The sequence below is a fragment of the Rhodococcus sp. AB351 genome (genome assembly GCF_049538275.1).
GTDB lineage: Bacteria > Actinomycetota > Actinomycetes > Mycobacteriales > Mycobacteriaceae > Rhodococcus.
Map to the genome: position 1 here is coordinate 77,217 of NZ_JBMVFW010000007.1, position 16,579 is coordinate 93,795.

Consider the following 16,579-nt stretch of genomic DNA (forward strand, 5'->3'; position numbering starts at 1 on the left):
AGTGTGCGCGGAAGGATGCGTAGGTGACCGAGAACAAGTACGTCGAGCCGGGTGCGGAGTTCACCCGCGACACCAACTACATCCCCACCCGCATCACCGCGGACGGGCGTGACGGCTATCCCGTCGAGTCGGGGCGGTACCGGCTCGTCGCCGCCCGGGCGTGTCCGTGGGCCAACCGCACCCTGATCGTGCGGCGGCTGCTCGGTCTCGAGGACGCTCTGTCGCTGGGACTGTGCGGCCCGACGCACGACGAGCGCAGCTGGACGTTCGACCTCGACCCGGGTGGGGTCGACCCCGTCCTCGGCATCCCGCGACTGCAGGACGCGTACTTCGCGCGCTTCCCGGGATACGACCGCGGCATCACCGTCCCGGCCGTCGTCGACGTGCCCACCGGGCAGGTCGTGACGAACGACTACCCGCAGATCACCCTCGACTTCTCCACCGAGTGGACGCAGTTCCACCGCGAGGGCGCCCCTGATCTGTATCCGGAGGAGCTGCGGGACGAGATCGACGAGGTGGCGGAGCTCGTCTACCAGGACGTCAACAACGGCGTGTACCGGTGCGGTTTCGCCGGTTCGCAGGAGTCCTACGACAAGGCCTTCGATCGGCTCTTCGCCCGCCTCGACTGGCTCGAGGAACGCCTCGGGGCGCAGCGTTATCTCGTGGGCGAGACCATCACCGAGGCCGATGTGCGCCTGTTCACCACGCTCGTCCGGTTCGATCCCGTCTACCACGGGCACTTCAAGTGCAACCGGAACCGGCTGGCGGACTTCCCGGCGCTGTGGGCCTATGCGCGCGATCTGTTCCAGACACCCGGCTTCGGCGACACCATCGACTTCGTGCAGATCAAGCAGCACTACTATCTCGTGCACACCGACGTCAATCCCACGGGCATCGTGCCGAAGGGACCGGATCTGTCGAACTGGCTCGATCCGCACGGCCGTGAGGCGCTCGGCGGGCGGCCGTTCGGGGACGGCACACCGCCGCCCCCGCCGCGTCCGAGCGAGGTGGTCCCCGAAGGGCACGGCGCGGTCGCCCGCTGATCCCCTGCGACGCTGATCCCCTGCGACGGTTCCTACGGCCGACGAGGTCGGTAGGTGCCGATCGTCCAGTACACGCCGTGCGGGTCGCGGCAGGTGAACCCGTGCGATCCGTAATCCTCGTCGCGGAGTTCGACGGTCACGGTCGCGCGGACCGCCGGGTCCTCCGCCTGCGCCGAGGCGAGCACCCTCTCGTACAGGGCATCGACGGTGGCGTCGTCGGGAAGCACGAGATAGGCGGTGCCCTTGTCGGCGTGCTGGTCGAGCGGCGACCCGCGACCGGTCGAGCCGAGCATGACCCCTCCGCCGTGCGGCCAGAGCAGGGCTGCGTGGTCGACGCGGTCCCCTACCCCGTAGACCTCCGCTTCGTCGAACCCGAGGGTCTCCACGAGGAAACGGATCGCGCCCCGGGCGTCGGTGTAGGAGAAGCACGGCCACACCGTGTCGAGGGTGGGTGCGACGGTGGCCGACTGCTGCGTGGAATTCGTTGTGTTCGTCATGCCTCCGAGTGTCGGCCCGGAACGTCTCGATCGTCTTGGACGAATGGGAACACCTCGTCCTCGAGCCACCGCGACGGCGGGACGCCCGCCAGATCGCGCCAGTCGCGGGCGAGATGCGCCTGGTCGTAGAAGCCGCACTCGGCGGCGACATCGGCGAGGCGGCGGCCGGGGTCGGCCCGCAGCATCCGTCGCGACCGGTCGAAGCGCGCCACCCGGGCCACGTCCTTCGGGGACAGTCCGAACTCGGCGGCGCACCGGTTCGCGAGGTGCCGCCTGCTCCATCCGAGTTCGTCCGCGACGGCGCGGACCGGGCGGGCCGGATCCGTCACGAGCAGGTGCCAGGCGCGGACGAGGTGCCCCTCCGGGCTTGTCGACCGCGCGGAGACCAGGCGGCGAGCGAGGATCCGGTCGAGGACGGCGAACCGCTCGTCCCAGGATCCGGCCGCGGAGATCCGGTCGAACAGCTCCCGGCCGTCGGCGCCGATGACGTCCTCGAGATCGACGGCCCACGGACCGAGTGCGGCGGCGGGCACACCCAGCAGGGCGCGGGCACCCGCGGGGGTGAGCGCGAGCTGGATCCCGTGCTGCCGTCCGTGGTGGACGATGGGCACCGGTTGCGTCGACAACCCTCCGGCGAGTGCGTCGAAACGTTCCGGGCACCGTCCGTCGCCCCGCGAGAGTTCGACGGGTTCGGAGATCGTGAGGATTACGGTGACCTCCGGAGAGGGCATACCCAGATGGGTCCCCGGCGGGAAACCGTCGAGCCGATACCCCTCGTACGACCGTACGTAGGGTGTCAGCAGGGGTGCCGGACGCCGCCTGGCGCCGTCCGACACACCGACTGCGGACCCGGTCATGGCACCAGCGTAGTGAGAGCAGTCCGGAAGACAAGAGCACCGGAGGACAGGGGCACGATGAGCAGCAAGGCAGGCGTCGCAGAGGCCTTTATCGTCAAGATGCTGGACAACGGCGCGAGACTGCAGGGCCCTGCGGTGGCCAAGTACGTCGATCTCGTGCGGCGCTCACACCCCGACGAGTCCCCGGCGCAGATCATCGAGCGGCTCGAGAAGCAGTTCCTGCTCACCGTCACCGGCAGCGGGTCCGCGGCGGGTGCGACCGCGGCCTTCCCCGGCATCGGGACACTCGCGGCCATCGGCGCGGTGGGCGCCGAGACGGCCTTCTTCTTCGAGGCGTCCGCGCTGCTCACCCTGGCCATCGCGTCGGTGCACGGGATCGAACCCCACAACCACGAGCAGCGCCGCGCGCTGGTACTCGCCGTCTCCCTCGGCGACGCCGGCCGGGAGATCGTCGCGACCGCGACCGGCGCGTCGCTGCGGAACTGGCCCAAGGCCCTGACCACCGGCGCGGGCGGCACCCAGCTGAAGACGCTGAACAATTCCCTGGTCAAGAAGTTCATCCGCCGGTACTTCGCCAAACGCAGTCCGCTGCTGATCGGCAAGCTCGTCCCCGCCGGCATCGGTGCCGCGATCGGTGGCGTCGGCAACCGCGCGCTGGGCAAGCGCACGATCCAGAACGCCCGCGACGCCTTCGGTCCGCCTCCGGCCGCGTGGCCTTCCGCCCGTCCCGTCCTCCCGGCGAGCGGAGAGGCGCCGGCGCTCGACGCCGGTGTTCCGGTCACGAAGGACTGACCGTGCCGGCCGACGGCAAGGTGTTCGTGCGGGAGTCCGGTGCGGGACCGCGCACCGTCGTCCTGCTGCACGGCTTCTCCGATCACGGCGGTACGTGGTGCAAGGTCGCGCCGGCGATCGCCGAACGGCACCGGGTGCTCACGGTCGACCTGCCCGGTTTCGGACGCAGCGCGCAGCACTGGCAGACACCCGTGCTCGACCACTACGTCGACGTCCTGGCCGACCTCGTCGACGACGTGCCCGAGCCGGTGTCGCTGGTCGGGAACTCGCTCGGTGCGGTCACCGCGCTGGTGTTCGCGTCGGTCCATCCGTCCCGGGTCGACCGCGTGGTGCTCGCCGACATGCCTGGTCTCGCCGGGATCCCCCGGTGGTGGACGCGAGGTGTGCGCATGCCGGTCGAGCTGTCGCGCCTGTTGCTGCGTCCGCTGCCCGCTCCGGTGATGCAGCAGGCCATGGGTGCCCTGTATGCGCGGGCCGCCGTGCACCGACGCGGCACCTTCGACCGGGCGGCGCGTACGGCCTTTGCGGCGAACTACGCGACCCGCGAGCAGGTCGACACGCTGCTCACGGTGGGCCGGCACGCGATCGGTGAGCTCGGCCGGCTGCCGATCCCGGAGATGGTGCACGCCCTCGACATGCCGGCACTGCTGGTGTGGGGCGCACGCGACCGGTTGACGCCCGCTCATGCGGCGCGGCGGGTGCAGGCCGGCGGCCGAAGACGGGTGGTGATCATCCCCGATGCGGGGCACTGTCCTCAGCTCGACGCGCCCCGCGAATTCCTCGACGCCGTCCTGCCCTTCCTCGACTGACCCGTAAGCTCACGGCGACCGCGGTACGAGCCGCACCCACATCTCGACGACGCGGGGGTCCGAATCCGTGACAGCACCGTCAGCGCAACCGCCGTACGGCACACCCGATCCCCGGGTGCCCTCGGGGGCACCGGGCGCGGGGATCGCCGTCCACGGCCTGAGCAGGACGTTCGGTGACCACACGGCGGTATCGAATCTGTGGTTCACGGTGCCGCCGGGCTCGATCACCGGTTTCCTCGGCCCCAACGGATCGGGCAAGACCACCACGCTCGGCATGATGCTCGGCCTCGTCCGGCCGAGCGCCGGGAACGCCTTCGTCGACGGCGTGCCGTTCACGTCCCTGCAGCAGCCCGCACAGGTCGTCGGAGCGGTGCTCGACGCGCGCAGCGCCCACCCGAAGCACCGGGCGCTGACGCACCTGCAGGTCTACTGCGCCGCGATCGGCGTGCACGACGAGCGGGCGAGGCAGATGCTCGATCTCGTCGGCCTGGGGCCTGTCGCGCGGCGTCGCATCGGCGAGTTCTCCCTCGGCATGCGGCAGCGACTCGCCCTGGCGACGGCCCTGCTCGGACAGCCGCGTTATCTCGTGCTCGACGAACCGGCGAACGGGCTCGATCCCGAGGGCATGGCCTGGCTGCGCGACTTCCTCCGCGCGTTCGCCGCCAACGGCGGGACCGTGCTGATCTCGAGCCACATCCTGCGGGAGATCGAGCAGATGGCCGACCGTCTCGTGATCATCGCGAACGGGCACCTGGTCGCGGAGACCTCGATGACCGACCTGCGCGACGCCTACCGCTCGCGGGTGTTCGTCGCGGCCTCCGACCCGGCCCGCCTCGCGACCGCACTCGCCGCGGCCGGGCACACCGACGCGCAGGTGCAGCAGGACGGACGGCTCGCGGTGGTCGGCGTGACTCCCGACCGCATCGCCGAGATCGCCGCGACCGCGGAGGTGACGCTGTTCGGGACGAGTGTCGAGCACGTCGATCTCGAGCAGGTCTACCTCTCGATGACGGCCGGTCGCTACGCGGCCGCGCCGGTCGCGCAGTATCCGGGGCACGGCCCCCACCATCCGCAGGGCCCGCAGTACCCGGGTGCACAGCAGTATCCGAACGCCCAGCAGTACCCGCAGTCGCAGCAGTACCCGCAGTCGCAGTGGGGGCAGCCGAACCGACCGCCGACCGGGCAAGGAGGTCCCACCGCATGACCGCGCTTCTCACCGCCGAGTTCCGCAAGGTCCTGAGCCTGCGTTACTGGTGGATCCTCGGCATCGCACCGCTGCTGGTGGGACTGTTCTGCGGGGCACTGACGCTGCCGGTCGCGCGGCAACTCGAACTCGGCTTCGGGGACGGTTTCGCCGAGGCCGTCGCCGCCGCGGTCGGCATCTCCCTCTCGCTGTCGCTGGTGTTCCTGTTCGCCGCGATCTTCGGTGCGGTGGCGACGGGCAGCGAGTTCGCGCACCGAACGATCGTGACGACCTTCCTCACCGCGCGGGGACGCGACCGGGTCGTCGGGGTGAAGTTCGCGACCGTCGCCGTGATCGGGTTGCTGTACTGCCTCGTCACGGAAGTCGCGGCGGCCGCGACGCTCGTGTTGTTCGGTGGGGGCTTCGACGGTGCCGATCTCGGATCGGTCGTCAAGGTGATGGGGATCGGCCTGTTCTGCGCGCTGTTGTGGTCGCTGATCGGAGCGGGGCTGGGTCTGCTCACGCGGTCGACGACGGGCAGTGTGCTCGCGATCTGCGCGTGGGTGCCGTTCGGGGAGCTGATGGTCTCGGTCGTCCTGCACGGTCTCGGTCTCGGCGCCATCGCGTCGTACCTGCCGGCGCAGGTCACCTGGTACGTGCTGTTCTCCGCGGTGTCGATGCCCGAGGACGTCACGCTGGAGATGACATGGCCGGCGGCTCCGCTGCTCCTGGTCCTGTGGACCGTGGTGCTCAGCGGCCTCGGCTGGTGGCGCGCCCGCACCGCCGACGTCCTCTGACACCTCCGGCGACCTGCGTCTCCGTCGCTGGTCGAGCGGCTCCGCCCTGCCCTGTCGTCGCTCGGCGCTAATGTCGGTTCGATGGCACACGACCCGATTCCGCGCTCGCCGGGATGGATTTCCCGGCTCGTCGCCGAATGCCTGAAGCACCGCAGAACAGCCGTCGGGGCGCTGGCCGTCACCGTCGTCGCCGCCCTGATCGACATCACCTTTCCGCTGCTGACGAAAGTCGCGGTCGACAGCGCGACCGGGCAGGGCGACGTGCCCGCCGACGACCTGCGTCTGATCGGTCTGGCCGCAGCGGCGATCGCAGGCGGTGCGGTGATCCGGTTCGGCTGCCAGTACGGGCGTCGCATGCTCGCCGGACGCCTGTCGCTCGACGTCCAGCACGACCTGCGGCTGCGTCTGCTCGGCTCGCTCCAACGTCTCGACGGCCACGGCCAGGACCGCATCCGCACGGGCCAGGTGGTCTCGCGGTCCATCACCGACCTGCAACTCGTGCAGGGCCTGCTCGCGATGGTGCCGATGTCGGCGGGTGCGCTGCTGCAGTTCGTGCTCGCGCTGGTGATCATGACGACACTCTCGCCGCTGCTGACGCTGGTCGCGGTGATCATCGTCCCGATCATCGCGGGCATCGTGCGGGTCGTACGCCCGAAGCTGTTCGCGGCGACCTGGTCGGCGCAGCAGCGCGCGGCCGACCTCGCCCAGCACGTCGAGGAGACCGTCACGGGCGTGCGGGTCGTGAAGGGATTCGGGCAGGAGTCGCACGCGGTCGACCAGCTCGAGGGACACGGTCGCAGGCTGTACGCCGAGCGTCTGCGCGCCGCCCGGATCAACGCGTGGTTCTCGGCACCGATGGGTTCGATCCCGCAGTTCGGGCTCGTCGCCACCATCGCGCTCGGCGGCTGGCTCGCCCTCGAGGGCGGGATCACCGTGGGCACCTTCGTGGCGTTCACCGCCTATGTGGCGACGATGACGGCGACGACCCGCACCCTTTCGCAGGTCGTGATCATGGCGCAGCTGTCCCGCGCCGCCGTCGAGCGGGTGTACGAGGTGATCGACACCGAACCCGACGTCGCCGATCCCCCGCATCCCGTCGAGCTGCCCGACGGTTCGCTCGGGGTGCACCTGAAGGACGTGACCTTCGGCTTCGACGACGACCGGGACGTGCTGCGCGGCCTCGACCTGGAGATCGCGCCCGGCGAGACCGTCGCGATCGTCGGCCCGGCAGGCTCGGGCAAGACCGTGCTGTCGCTGCTGCTCCCCCGCTTCTACGCGCCGCACCGCGGATCGGTGTGCCTGACGGCGGACGGCCGCGACCTCGACGTCGCCACGCTCCGCGCCGACGATCTGCGCGGGGCGGTCGGCCTCGTCTTCGACGAGCCGTTCCTGTTCTCCGACACGGTCGCGTCCAACATCGCTCTCGGCCGGCCCGACGCATCGGACGACGAGATCCGCGCCGCGGCCGCGGCGGCACGTGCCGACGACTTCATCGAGGCCCTCCCCGAGGGATACGACACCGTCGTCGGCGAACGCGGCCTGACGCTGTCCGGCGGGCAGCGGCAGCGGGTCGCGCTGGCGCGGGCGCTGCTCGTCGATCCGCGGGTGCTGATCCTCGACGACGCGACCTCTGCGGTCGACGCCGAGACGGAGGCCGCGATCTACGGCGCGCTACGGGCCGGCCGGCGCCGCACGACTCTCGTGCTCGCCCATCGGCGGTCGACGCTCGCACTCGCCGACCGGGTCGCCGTGCTCGACGAGGGACGCATCGTCGACATCGGGACGGTCGAGGAACTCGACGAGCGCAGTCGCGTCTTCCGGCGTCTGCTCTCGACCGACGACGAGGCCGCACCGGCACCGGAACGCCCGGTTCCGGCCGGCGCGTTGTGGCCCGAGGAACCGGACGACGACGAGCCGTCCGGGACCGTCCGGAACCCACCGGCCGTCGGTGGAGGTCGCGGCGGACCGGCGGGCGGTGGCGGCCGTGGAGGGCCGGTGTCCGGTGCGCTCGGTGCGGTCGCCCCGACCCCGGAACTGCGCGCGGCCGTCGACGCGCTTCCCCCGGCCACCGAGACCCCCGGCCGCGATCCGGCGCTGCAGTCCGAGGCTCTGCGCCTGCCCGACCCGCAGTTCCGGCTGTGGACGACCCTGCGCCCGGTGCGCGCACTGCTGGCGGTCGTCGTGCTGTGCCTGGCGGTGGAGTCGCTGACGAGCATCGCGTTCCCGTCGCTGGTGCGGTACGCCGTCGACCGCGGGGTGACGCCGGGCGATCCGTCCCGGCTGTGGCAGGCGACCGCCGCGGGTGTGGTGCTCGCGCTGCTCGGCTGGTTCGTGGTCGCGATCCTCACGGTGCTCACCGCGCGGGCGGGCGAACGGGTGTTGTTCGGGCTGCGCGTGCGCTCGTACGCGCACCTGCAACGGCTCGGACTCGACTACTACGAACGCGAGCTGTCGGGCCGGATCATGACGCGGATGACGACCGATGTGGATGCGCTGTCGCAGTTCATCCAGACCGGCCTGTCCACCGCGGTCGTGGCGGTGCTGACGCTCACCGGTATCTCGATCGCGTTGATCGCGACCGATCTGTCGCTGGCCCTGGTGGTGCTGGCGGTGCTGCCCGTGCTGGTCGGCGCGACCCTGTGGTTCCGGAAGGTCTCCGGGACGGCGTACGCGCAGTCCCGCGAACGCATCTCCCTGGTGAACGCGGATTTCCAGGAGAACGTCACGGGTCTGCGCGCCGCTCAGGCCTACCGCCGGGAGGAGACCGCCGCACGCAGGTTCGCCGAGCGCGCGGAGGCCTATCGGCGCAGTCGCCTGAGGTCGCAGCGGGCGATCTCGCTGTACTTCCCGTTCATCACCTTCCTGTCCGATCTGGCGCTCGCGGCGGTCGTCTTCGTCGGCGCCCGCGAGGTGGCGTCGGGCGCGGTCGGCCCCGGTGTGCTGATCGCGTTCGTGCTGTATCTGAACCTGTTGTTCGCACCCATCCAGCAGTTGTCGCAGGTCTTCGACGGGTACCAGCAGGCGCGGGTCGGTCTGCGCCGGATCGGCGACCTGCTGCGGACCGAGAGCTCGCTCGAGTCTGCCGAGGAGGGCACGGTCGCCATCACCGGGCACCTCCGCGGCGACGTCGACCTGCGGCAGGTGGGCTTCCGGTACAGCGAGGCCGACCGTGAGGCGCTGAGCGATGTGGACCTGTCGATCCCGGCCGGGTCGACGGTCGCCCTGGTGGGCCGCACCGGCGCCGGGAAGTCGACGGTCGTCAAACTGCTCGCCCGGTTCTACGACCCGACGTCCGGTTCGGTGCGGGTGGACGACACCGATCTGCGCCGTTACCGTCTGCGCGACTATCGGGGCCGGCTCGGTGTGGTGCCGCAGGAGGCGCACCTGTTCACGGGCACGGTGGCGACCAACATCGCCTACGGCCGGCCCGACGCGACGCGCGAGGAGATCGAATCGGCCGCGCGTGCCGTGGGGGCGCTGGACATGCTCGCGGGACTATCCGGCGGCATGAACCATCCGGTGGGTGAGCGCGGTCAGGGTCTGTCGGCGGGCCAGCGTCAGCTCATCGCGCTCGCGCGCGCCGAACTGGTGGATCCCGATCTGCTGTTGCTCGACGAGGCCACCGCGACCCTCGATCCCGCCACCGAGAAGGCGGTGCTCGAGGCGGGTGCGCGGGTGGCCCGCTCGCGGACGGCCGTGGTGGTGGCGCACCGTCTCGCGACCGCCGCGCGCGCCGATCTCGTGGTGGTCGTGGACGACGGCCGTATCGTCGAGTGCGGGCCCCACGACGAGCTCCGCCGAGCGGGAGGTCTGTACACCACTTTGTGGCAACTCGCTACCGGTGGTCTCGTTCCTGAGGAGCCCGAGGTCCTGCTCACTTCGACGACGGAAGGATCGAACATGAGATCGTCCTCACGTTTGTAACGGGGTGCGCGCTGCGCCGATGCACCTTAGAGGGAATAATCGGCTCTCGAGAACCGTCATCGATGGAGACCCCATCGCACCAGATTGTGAGGTAGCCCACCGACATGCGCGGTCAGTTCGGATCGTCACATGCCACGGGCTAGCCTCATATTCACAGGCGCTCCGATCGGGTACCGAAGAAAGAAACGAGGCGAACAACTGCCGTGAGCAGCAGCTCTACATCACAGTTCGGACAGAACCAGTGGTTGGTTGACGAGATGTACCAGCGCTTCCAGGACGACCCTTCGTCCGTGGATGCGAGTTGGCACGAATTCCTCACCGACTATTCGCCGGAAGCCGCGGTGGCCGGAGGCACCAACGGCTCCGACACCGCCACGACCGAGAAGCCCGCGCCGAGCACAGCATCTGCGCCGAGTTCCTCCGCTTCGGCCCCCACCAAGCCTGCACCGAAGGCCGAGACCGCGTCGGCCAAGCCCGCACCGCAGGCCGAGGCCGCACCGGCCGAGCCTGCGCCGAAGGCGGAGACCAAGCCTGCGGCGCAGCCGAAGGCCAAGGCCGCGCCTGCGAAGCCGGCTCCCAAGCCCGCCGCGGCCCCGTCGGGCCAGGCCACCGAGGAGAAGAAGGTTCTGCGCGGCGCCGCTGCTGCCGTTGCGAAGAACATGAACGCCTCGCTGTCGATCCCGACGGCCACCAGTGTTCGCGCGGTGCCTGCGAAGTTGATGTTCGACAACCGCATCGTCATCAACAACCACCTCGCCCGCACCCGGGGCGGCAAGGTCTCGTTCACCCACATCCTCGGTTACGCGATCGTCCAGGCGGTCAAGGCGTTCCCGAACATGAACAACCACTTCGCCGAGGTCGACGGCAAGCCGAACCTCGTCGTGCCCGCGCACACGAACCTCGGTCTCGCGATCGACCTGCCCGGCAAGAACGGCCAGCGTTCGCTGGTCGTGGCGGCCATCAAGAACTGCGAGACGATGAACTTCGCGCAGTTCTACTCGGCCTACGAGGACATCGTGCGCCGCGCCCGCGACGGCAAGCTCACCGGCGACGACTTCTCCGGCGTCACGATCTCGCTGACCAACCCGGGCGGTATCGGCACCGTGCACTCGGTCCCGCGTCTGATGCAGGGCCAGGGCGCGATCATCGGCGCCGGCGCCATGGAGTATCCGGCGGAGTTCCAGGGTGCGTCCGACGCGCGGATCGCCGAGATGGGCATCGGCAAGCTGCTGACGCTCACCTCCACCTACGACCACCGCGTGATCCAGGGCGCGGAGTCGGGTGAGTTCCTGAAGAAGATCCACGAGCTGCTCATCAGCGACGACTTCTACGACGGCATCTTCCACACCCTGCACATCCCCTACGAGCCGGTCCGCTGGCGCAAGGACGTGCCGGAAGGTCTCGTCGACAAGCACACCCGTGTGCTCGAGCTCATCGCCGCCTACCGCAGCCGCGGCCACCTCATGGCCGACACCGATCCGCTGCAGTTCGTGCGCGACAAGTTCCGGTCGCATCCCGACCTCGACGTCACGACCCACGACCTGACGCTGTGGGATCTCGATCGCGAGTTCAACGTCGGTGGCTTCCACGGCCGCCAGAAGATGAAGCTGCGCGACGTGCTGTCGGTGCTGCGCGACGCGTACTGCCGCCACGTCGGTGTCGAGTACACCCACATCCTCGAGCCCGAGCAGCAGCAGTGGCTGCAGGAGCGGGTCGAGGCGCACCACGTCAAGCCGACGGTCGCCCAGCAGAAGTACATCCTGAGCCGCCTCAACGCCGCAGAGGCGTTCGAGACGTTCCTGCAGACCAAGTACGTCGGTCAGAAGCGCTTCTCGCTCGAGGGCGCCGAGTCCGTCATCCCGATGATGGACGCGATCATCGACCAGGCCGCCGAGCACACGCTCGACGAGGTCGCTATCGCGATGCCGCACCGCGGTCGCCTGAACGTGCTCGCGAACATCGTCGGCAAGCCGTACTCGCAGATCTTCTCGGAGTTCGAGGGCAACCTGAACCCGGCCGCTGCGCACGGTTCCGGCGACGTGAAGTACCACCTCGGCGCCGAGGGCACCTACATCCAGATGTTCGGCGACAACGACATCAAGGTCTCGCTCACCGCGAACCCCTCGCACCTCGAGGCGGTCAACCCGGTGCTCGAGGGCCTCGTCCGCGCCAAGCAGGACATCCTCGACAAGGGTGAGGACGGCTTCACCGTCCTGCCGCTGCTCCTGCACGGCGACGCTGCGTTCGCCGGTCAGGGCGTCGTCGCGGAGACCCTCAACCTCGCGCTGCTGCGCGGTTACCGCACCGGCGGCACCGTGCACATCGTCGTCAACAACCAGGTGGGCTTCACCACCGCGCCGGAGCACTCGCGTTCGTCGGAGTACTGCACCGACGTGGCGAAGATGATCGGCGCGCCGATCTTCCACGTCAACGGCGACGACCCCGAGGCCTGCGTGTGGGTCGCGAAGCTCGCCGTGGACTTCCGCGAGAAGTTCCACAAGGACGTCGTCATCGACATGATCTGCTACCGCCGCCGCGGTCACAACGAGGGCGACGACCCGTCGATGACCCAGCCGGCGATGTACGACGTGATCGACACCAAGCGCAGCGTCCGCAAGAGCTACACCGAAGCCCTGATCGGCCGCGGCGACATCTCGCTCAAGGAAGCGGAAGACGCCCTGCGCGACTACCAGGGACAGCTCGAACGGGTCTTCAACGAGGTCCGCGAACTCGAGAAGTACCCGCCGGAGCCGTCGGAGTCGGTCGAGCTCGACCAGACCCCGCCGAAGCGTCTCGACACCTCCGTCGACCGGTCGGTGCTCGAGCGGATCGGCGACGCCTTCGCCGAGGCGCCCGAGGGCTTCACGGTCCACCCGCGCGTCAAGCCGGTGCTCGAGAAGCGTCGTGAGATGTCGCGCAACGGCAAGATCGACTGGGCGTTCGCCGAGCTGCTGGCGTTCGGTTCGCTGGCCGAGGAAGGTGCCCTGGTGCGCCTGGCCGGTCAGGACTCGCGTCGCGGCACGTTCACGCAGCGCCACTCGGTCATCATCGACCGCAAGACGGGCGACGAGTACAGCCCGCTCGCCTCGCTGGCCAACCAGGCCGGCAACGGCGGCCGCTTCATGGTCTACGACTCGGCGCTGACCGAGTTCGCGGGTCTGGGCTTCGAGTACGGCTACTCGGTGGGCAACCCCGACGCGCTCGTGCTGTGGGAGGCGCAGTTCGGCGACTTCGTCAACGGCGCGCAGTCGATCATCGACGAGTTCATCTCGTCCGGTGAGGCCAAGTGGGGTCAGCTCTCCGACGTCGTGCTGCTGCTGCCGCACGGCCACGAGGGCCAGGGTCCCGACCACACCTCGGGCCGTATCGAGCGCTGGCTGCAGCTGTGCGCCGAGGGTTCGATGACGGTCGCGGTTCCGTCGACCCCGGCGAGCTACTTCCACCTGCTGCGTCGCCATCATCTCGACGGCATCCGCCGCCCGCTGGTGGTGTTCACGCCGAAGTCGATGCTGCGCAACAAGGCCGCGGTCAGCAACGTCGAGGACTTCACGCAGGGCAAGTTCCGCTCACTGCTCGAAGAGGTTCCCTACGAGGAGGGCACGGCCGACCGGTCGAAGGCCACTCGTGTGCTGCTGACCTCCGGCAAGATCTACTGGGAACTGCTGGCGAAGAAGCAGAAGGAAGGTCGTGACGACGTCGCGATCGTGCGCATCGAGCAGCTGTACCCGGTGCCGCGTCGCCGCATCGCCGAGACGCTCGAGCAGTACCCGAACGCCACCGAGTTCTTCTGGGTCCAGGAGGAGCCGGCGAACCAGGGGGCCTGGCCGTTCCTCGGCCTCGCGCTGCCGGAACTGCTGCCCGAGAAGCTCAGCGGTATCAAGCGCGTGTCGCGTCGCGCGATGTCGGCACCGTCGTCCGGCTCGAGCAAGGTCCACGCTGTCGAGCAGCAGGAGATCATCGAGAAGGCCTTCGGTCGCTAGAAGCTCCGTTTCGGATCCTTCGGGTCCTTGACGGTTCTCATGTGAGCCGGGTCGGTTCGTCCCCGCGAGGGGCGATCGACCCGGCTCACGCCTTTTCCGGTGTGTTTCGGACCGGGCACGACGGGCACCCTTCGGAGGACCCCCGATCGCGTCCTGCGAGGAGCTACCGATGGCGAATCCGACCGTGGCCGACTACCTGTTGCACCGCCTGCGCGCGTGGGGGGTGGACCACGTCTTCGGATATCCCGGCGACGGCATCAACGGGATCCTCGCCGCCTGGACGCGTACCGGCAACGATCCGGTCTTCGTGCAGTCCCGGCACGAGGAGATGAGCGCCTTCGAAGCCGTGGGCTATGCGAAGTTCACGGGCCGGCCCGGAGTGTGCATGGCGACCTCCGGCCCGGGCGCGATCCATCTGCTCAACGGCCTGTACGACGCGAAACTCGACCACGTTCCGGTGGTGGCGATCGTGGGCCAGACCGACCGCTCCGCGATGGGCGGGTCGTACCAGCAGGAAGTAGACCTGCACACGCTGTACAAGGATGTGGCGTCGGCGTTCGTGGAGACGGTGACGGTGCCCGAGCAGTTGCCGAACGTCCTCGACCGGGCGATGCGCACCGCCATCGCGTACCGCACGCCCACGGCCGTCATCATCCACGGCGACGTGCAGGAACTCGAGTACTCTCCGCCCGGCCACGAGTTCAAGATGGTGCCGTCGAGCGTCGGCTTCGATCGTCCCCGGATCGCACCGGACGACGACGCGATCCGGCGGGCCGCGGAGATCCTCAACGCCGGGGACAAGGTCGCGATGCTCGTCGGCAGCGGCGCCCGCGGTGCGCGGGCGCAACTCGAGCAGGTCGCGGATCTGCTCGGCGCCGGGGTGGCGAAGGCCCTGCTGGGCAAGGACGTGTTGTCGGACGAGTTGCCGTGGGTCACCGGATCGATCGGGTTGCTGGGCACGCGGCCCACCCACGAGATGATGACCGGCTGCGACACGCTGCTCATCGTCGGTTCGTCGCTCCCCTACAGCCAGTTCCTGCCCGAATACGGCCAGGCCCGCTGCGTGCAGATCGACATCGACCCGAACATGATCGGGATGCGCTATCCGAACGAGGTCAACCTCGTCGCGGATGCCGCCGCCGCGCTCGACGCGCTCGTCCCGCTGCTGCAGCGTAAGGAGGATCGGTCGTGGCGTGAGGGCATCGAGCAGAACGTGCAGCGCTGGTGGCAGACCATGGGGCAGCAGGCGGAGGTCGAGACGGAGTTCGTCAACCCGCTGCGGATGTTCGCCGAGGCCTCACCGCGACTGCCGGACGATGCGATCGTCACCGCCGACTCGGGTTCGGCCGCCAATTGGTATGCGCGCCAACTGCAGTTCCGCGGCGACATGCGCGGCTCGCTCTCGGGCACCCTCGCGACGATGGGTCCGGCGGTGCCGTACGGGATCGGCGCGAAGTTCGCGCATCCGGGTCGTCCGGTGGTCGCGTTCGCCGGCGACGGGGCGATGCAGATGAACGGCATGGCCGAGCTGATCACCATCCAGCGGTACTGGCAGCAGTGGGCGGACCCGCGGCTCGTCGTCGCGATCATCCACAACAACGATCTGAACCAGGTCACCTGGGAGATGCGTGCGATGGGTGGGGCACCGAAATTCGCGGAGTCCCAGTCGCTTCCGGACGTCGACTACGCCGCCTTCGCACGCAGTCTCGGATTGGGCGGCGAAACCGTGAAGTCCTCGGACGAGATGGGCTCGGCCTGGGATCGCGCGCTGGCCGCGGACCGTCCGACGGTGCTCGACGTGTACACCGATCCGGACATGCCGCCGATCCCGCCGCACGCGACGTGGGAGCAGTTCACCGATGTCGCCAAGGCCGTGCTCGCCGGTGACGAGAACCGTTGGGGCTTCGTGAAACAGGGCGTCAAGACGAAGCTGCAGGAGTACCTTCCCGGAAACGATCGCTGAGAGCCCCACCGGCCGGAGCAGTGTCACCGACCCGAGCATCGTCACCGGCCGGAGAGTGGAGCGAATGCGCCGCCAGCGCAACGCCGGACAGCGCCGCGATGGCCAGTTCGACGAACTCGTCGCGGGTGAGTTCGGGATCGCGTAGCCACGCGATGGTCGTGTCCTCGACGAAGGCCACCCAGCCGCGCACGGCGAGTCGCACGGCCGGCGTCGGCTCGATTCCGATGGCAGGCAGGTGCGCGACGGTCCGGTCGACGAGCGCCGTGCGGGTGTCCTCGAAGGCCGCCCGCATGTCGGGGTCGCCGCTGGTCGCGCCGCGCAGGATCGAGACGTACATGTCGCGGCGCCGGGTGACGTAGTCGACGTACGCGACGAGCGTGCCGCGCAGCATCTCTATCGGTTCGAGGCCCTCGTCCGGTGCGGTGTACTCGACGAGATCCCGGCCGATGCATCGCACGAGTTCGACGTGGTAGTCGTGCTTCGAGGCGAAGTAGTGGAACAGCAGCCCCTTCGAGACCCCGGCCCGTTCGGCGACCTCGTCGACGGAGATCTGCTCGAGGGGCCGGTCGGCGAGCAGTTCGAGGCCCTGCTCGATCAGCTGGGCCCGACGTTGGGCAGGACCGAGGCGGGTCCGGCGGGGTCCGGGACTGTCGTCTGTCACGTCCACCATGCAAACACCGTTATTGAATTATGGTCAACAAGTGTTGACCAGGTCACTGGAACGCTCTAGCCTC

General features: G+C 69.4%; 11 protein-coding genes. 8 read left to right on the top strand and 3 right to left on the bottom strand.

Annotated elements, in window-relative coordinates; translation table 11 throughout:
• The first annotated feature begins 23 nt into the window (after positions 1-23).
• The gene (locus tag ACPCXD_RS15945; RefSeq protein WP_159418872.1) at positions 24-1,043 is read left to right on the top strand and encodes a glutathione S-transferase family protein; all 1,020 of its coding nucleotides are present in this window, start codon (positions 24-26) and stop codon (positions 1,041-1,043) included.
• A 32-nt stretch (positions 1,044-1,075) separates the two neighbouring features.
• On the opposite strand, the gene ACPCXD_RS15950 is transcribed toward ACPCXD_RS15945, so the two are convergent.
• Positions 1,076-1,540, bottom strand: a complete 465-nt coding sequence (locus ACPCXD_RS15950; protein WP_301847083.1) for a VOC family protein — start codon at positions 1,538-1,540, stop codon at positions 1,076-1,078.
• On the bottom strand, positions 1,537-2,397 hold the full coding sequence (locus ACPCXD_RS15955) for an AraC family transcriptional regulator (RefSeq protein ID WP_423660274.1): 861 nt from the start codon (positions 2,395-2,397) through the stop codon (positions 1,537-1,539). Before ACPCXD_RS15955 ends, ACPCXD_RS15950 begins: the two co-directional genes overlap by 4 nt.
• Positions 2,398-2,454: 57 nt before the next feature.
• Here ACPCXD_RS15955 and ACPCXD_RS15960 point away from each other — a divergent pair, with 57 nt between their 5' ends.
• The 7 genes from ACPCXD_RS15960 to ACPCXD_RS15990 all read left to right on the top strand — a co-directional run bounded on the left by ACPCXD_RS15960 (position 2,455) and on the right by ACPCXD_RS15990 (position 15,845).
• Complete coding sequence (locus ACPCXD_RS15960) at positions 2,455-3,189, top strand: hypothetical protein (protein WP_016691999.1); 735 nt, start codon at positions 2,455-2,457, stop codon at positions 3,187-3,189.
• Between the two features lie 2 nt (positions 3,190-3,191).
• Entirely contained in the window at positions 3,192-3,998 is an 807-nt protein-coding gene (locus ACPCXD_RS15965) for an alpha/beta fold hydrolase (protein ID WP_160874794.1), read from the top strand.
• Between the two features lie 115 nt (positions 3,999-4,113).
• Positions 4,114-5,202: an ABC transporter ATP-binding protein gene (locus tag ACPCXD_RS15970; protein WP_229568276.1), complete on the top strand. Its 1,089-nt coding sequence runs from the start codon at positions 4,114-4,116 to the stop codon at positions 5,200-5,202.
• Positions 5,199-5,978: an ABC transporter permease gene (locus ACPCXD_RS15975; RefSeq protein ID WP_160874798.1), complete on the top strand. Its 780-nt coding sequence runs from the start codon at positions 5,199-5,201 to the stop codon at positions 5,976-5,978. Before ACPCXD_RS15970 ends, ACPCXD_RS15975 begins: the two co-directional genes overlap by 4 nt.
• Positions 5,979-6,059: 81 nt before the next feature.
• Entirely contained in the window at positions 6,060-9,902 is a 3,843-nt protein-coding gene (locus ACPCXD_RS15980) for an ABC transporter ATP-binding protein (RefSeq protein WP_423660277.1), read from the top strand.
• Between the two features lie 203 nt (positions 9,903-10,105).
• The gene (locus ACPCXD_RS15985; RefSeq protein ID WP_423660279.1) at positions 10,106-13,882 is read left to right on the top strand and encodes a multifunctional oxoglutarate decarboxylase/oxoglutarate dehydrogenase thiamine pyrophosphate-binding subunit/dihydrolipoyllysine-residue succinyltransferase subunit; all 3,777 of its coding nucleotides are present in this window, start codon (positions 10,106-10,108) and stop codon (positions 13,880-13,882) included.
• Between the two features lie 169 nt (positions 13,883-14,051).
• Positions 14,052-15,845 carry a thiamine pyrophosphate-requiring protein gene (locus ACPCXD_RS15990; RefSeq protein ID WP_258260510.1) on the top strand — a complete coding sequence of 598 codons (1,794 nt, stop codon included), beginning with the start codon at positions 14,052-14,054 and terminating at the stop codon, positions 15,843-15,845.
• Here the strand turns inward: ACPCXD_RS15990 and ACPCXD_RS15995 are convergent.
• Positions 15,802-16,515 carry a TetR/AcrR family transcriptional regulator gene (locus tag ACPCXD_RS15995; protein WP_258260511.1) on the bottom strand — a complete coding sequence of 238 codons (714 nt, stop codon included), beginning with the start codon at positions 16,513-16,515 and terminating at the stop codon, positions 15,802-15,804. The two genes, ACPCXD_RS15990 and ACPCXD_RS15995, sit on opposite strands and share 44 nt — an antisense overlap.
• Between the last annotated feature and the right edge of the window lie 64 nt (positions 16,516-16,579).

What these genes read in the sequence shown, in the direction of transcription:
- ACPCXD_RS15950 (WP_301847083.1), bottom strand. Translation starts at nt 1,540, where the DNA reads ATGACGAACACAACGAATTCCACGCAGCAGTCGGCCACCGTCGCACCC.
- ACPCXD_RS15955 (WP_423660274.1), bottom strand. Translation starts at nt 2,397, where the DNA reads ATGACCGGGTCCGCAGTCGGTGTGTCGGACGGCGCCAGGCGGCGTCCG.
- ACPCXD_RS15960 (WP_016691999.1), top strand. Translation starts at nt 2,455, where the DNA reads ATGAGCAGCAAGGCAGGCGTCGCAGAGGCCTTTATCGTCAAGATGCTG.
- ACPCXD_RS15975 (WP_160874798.1), top strand. Translation starts at nt 5,199, where the DNA reads ATGACCGCGCTTCTCACCGCCGAGTTCCGCAAGGTCCTGAGCCTGCGT.
- ACPCXD_RS15980 (WP_423660277.1), top strand. Translation starts at nt 6,060, where the DNA reads ATGGCACACGACCCGATTCCGCGCTCGCCGGGATGGATTTCCCGGCTC.
- ACPCXD_RS15990 (WP_258260510.1), top strand. Translation starts at nt 14,052, where the DNA reads ATGGCGAATCCGACCGTGGCCGACTACCTGTTGCACCGCCTGCGCGCG.
- ACPCXD_RS15995 (WP_258260511.1), bottom strand. Translation starts at nt 16,515, where the DNA reads ATGGTGGACGTGACAGACGACAGTCCCGGACCCCGCCGGACCCGCCTC.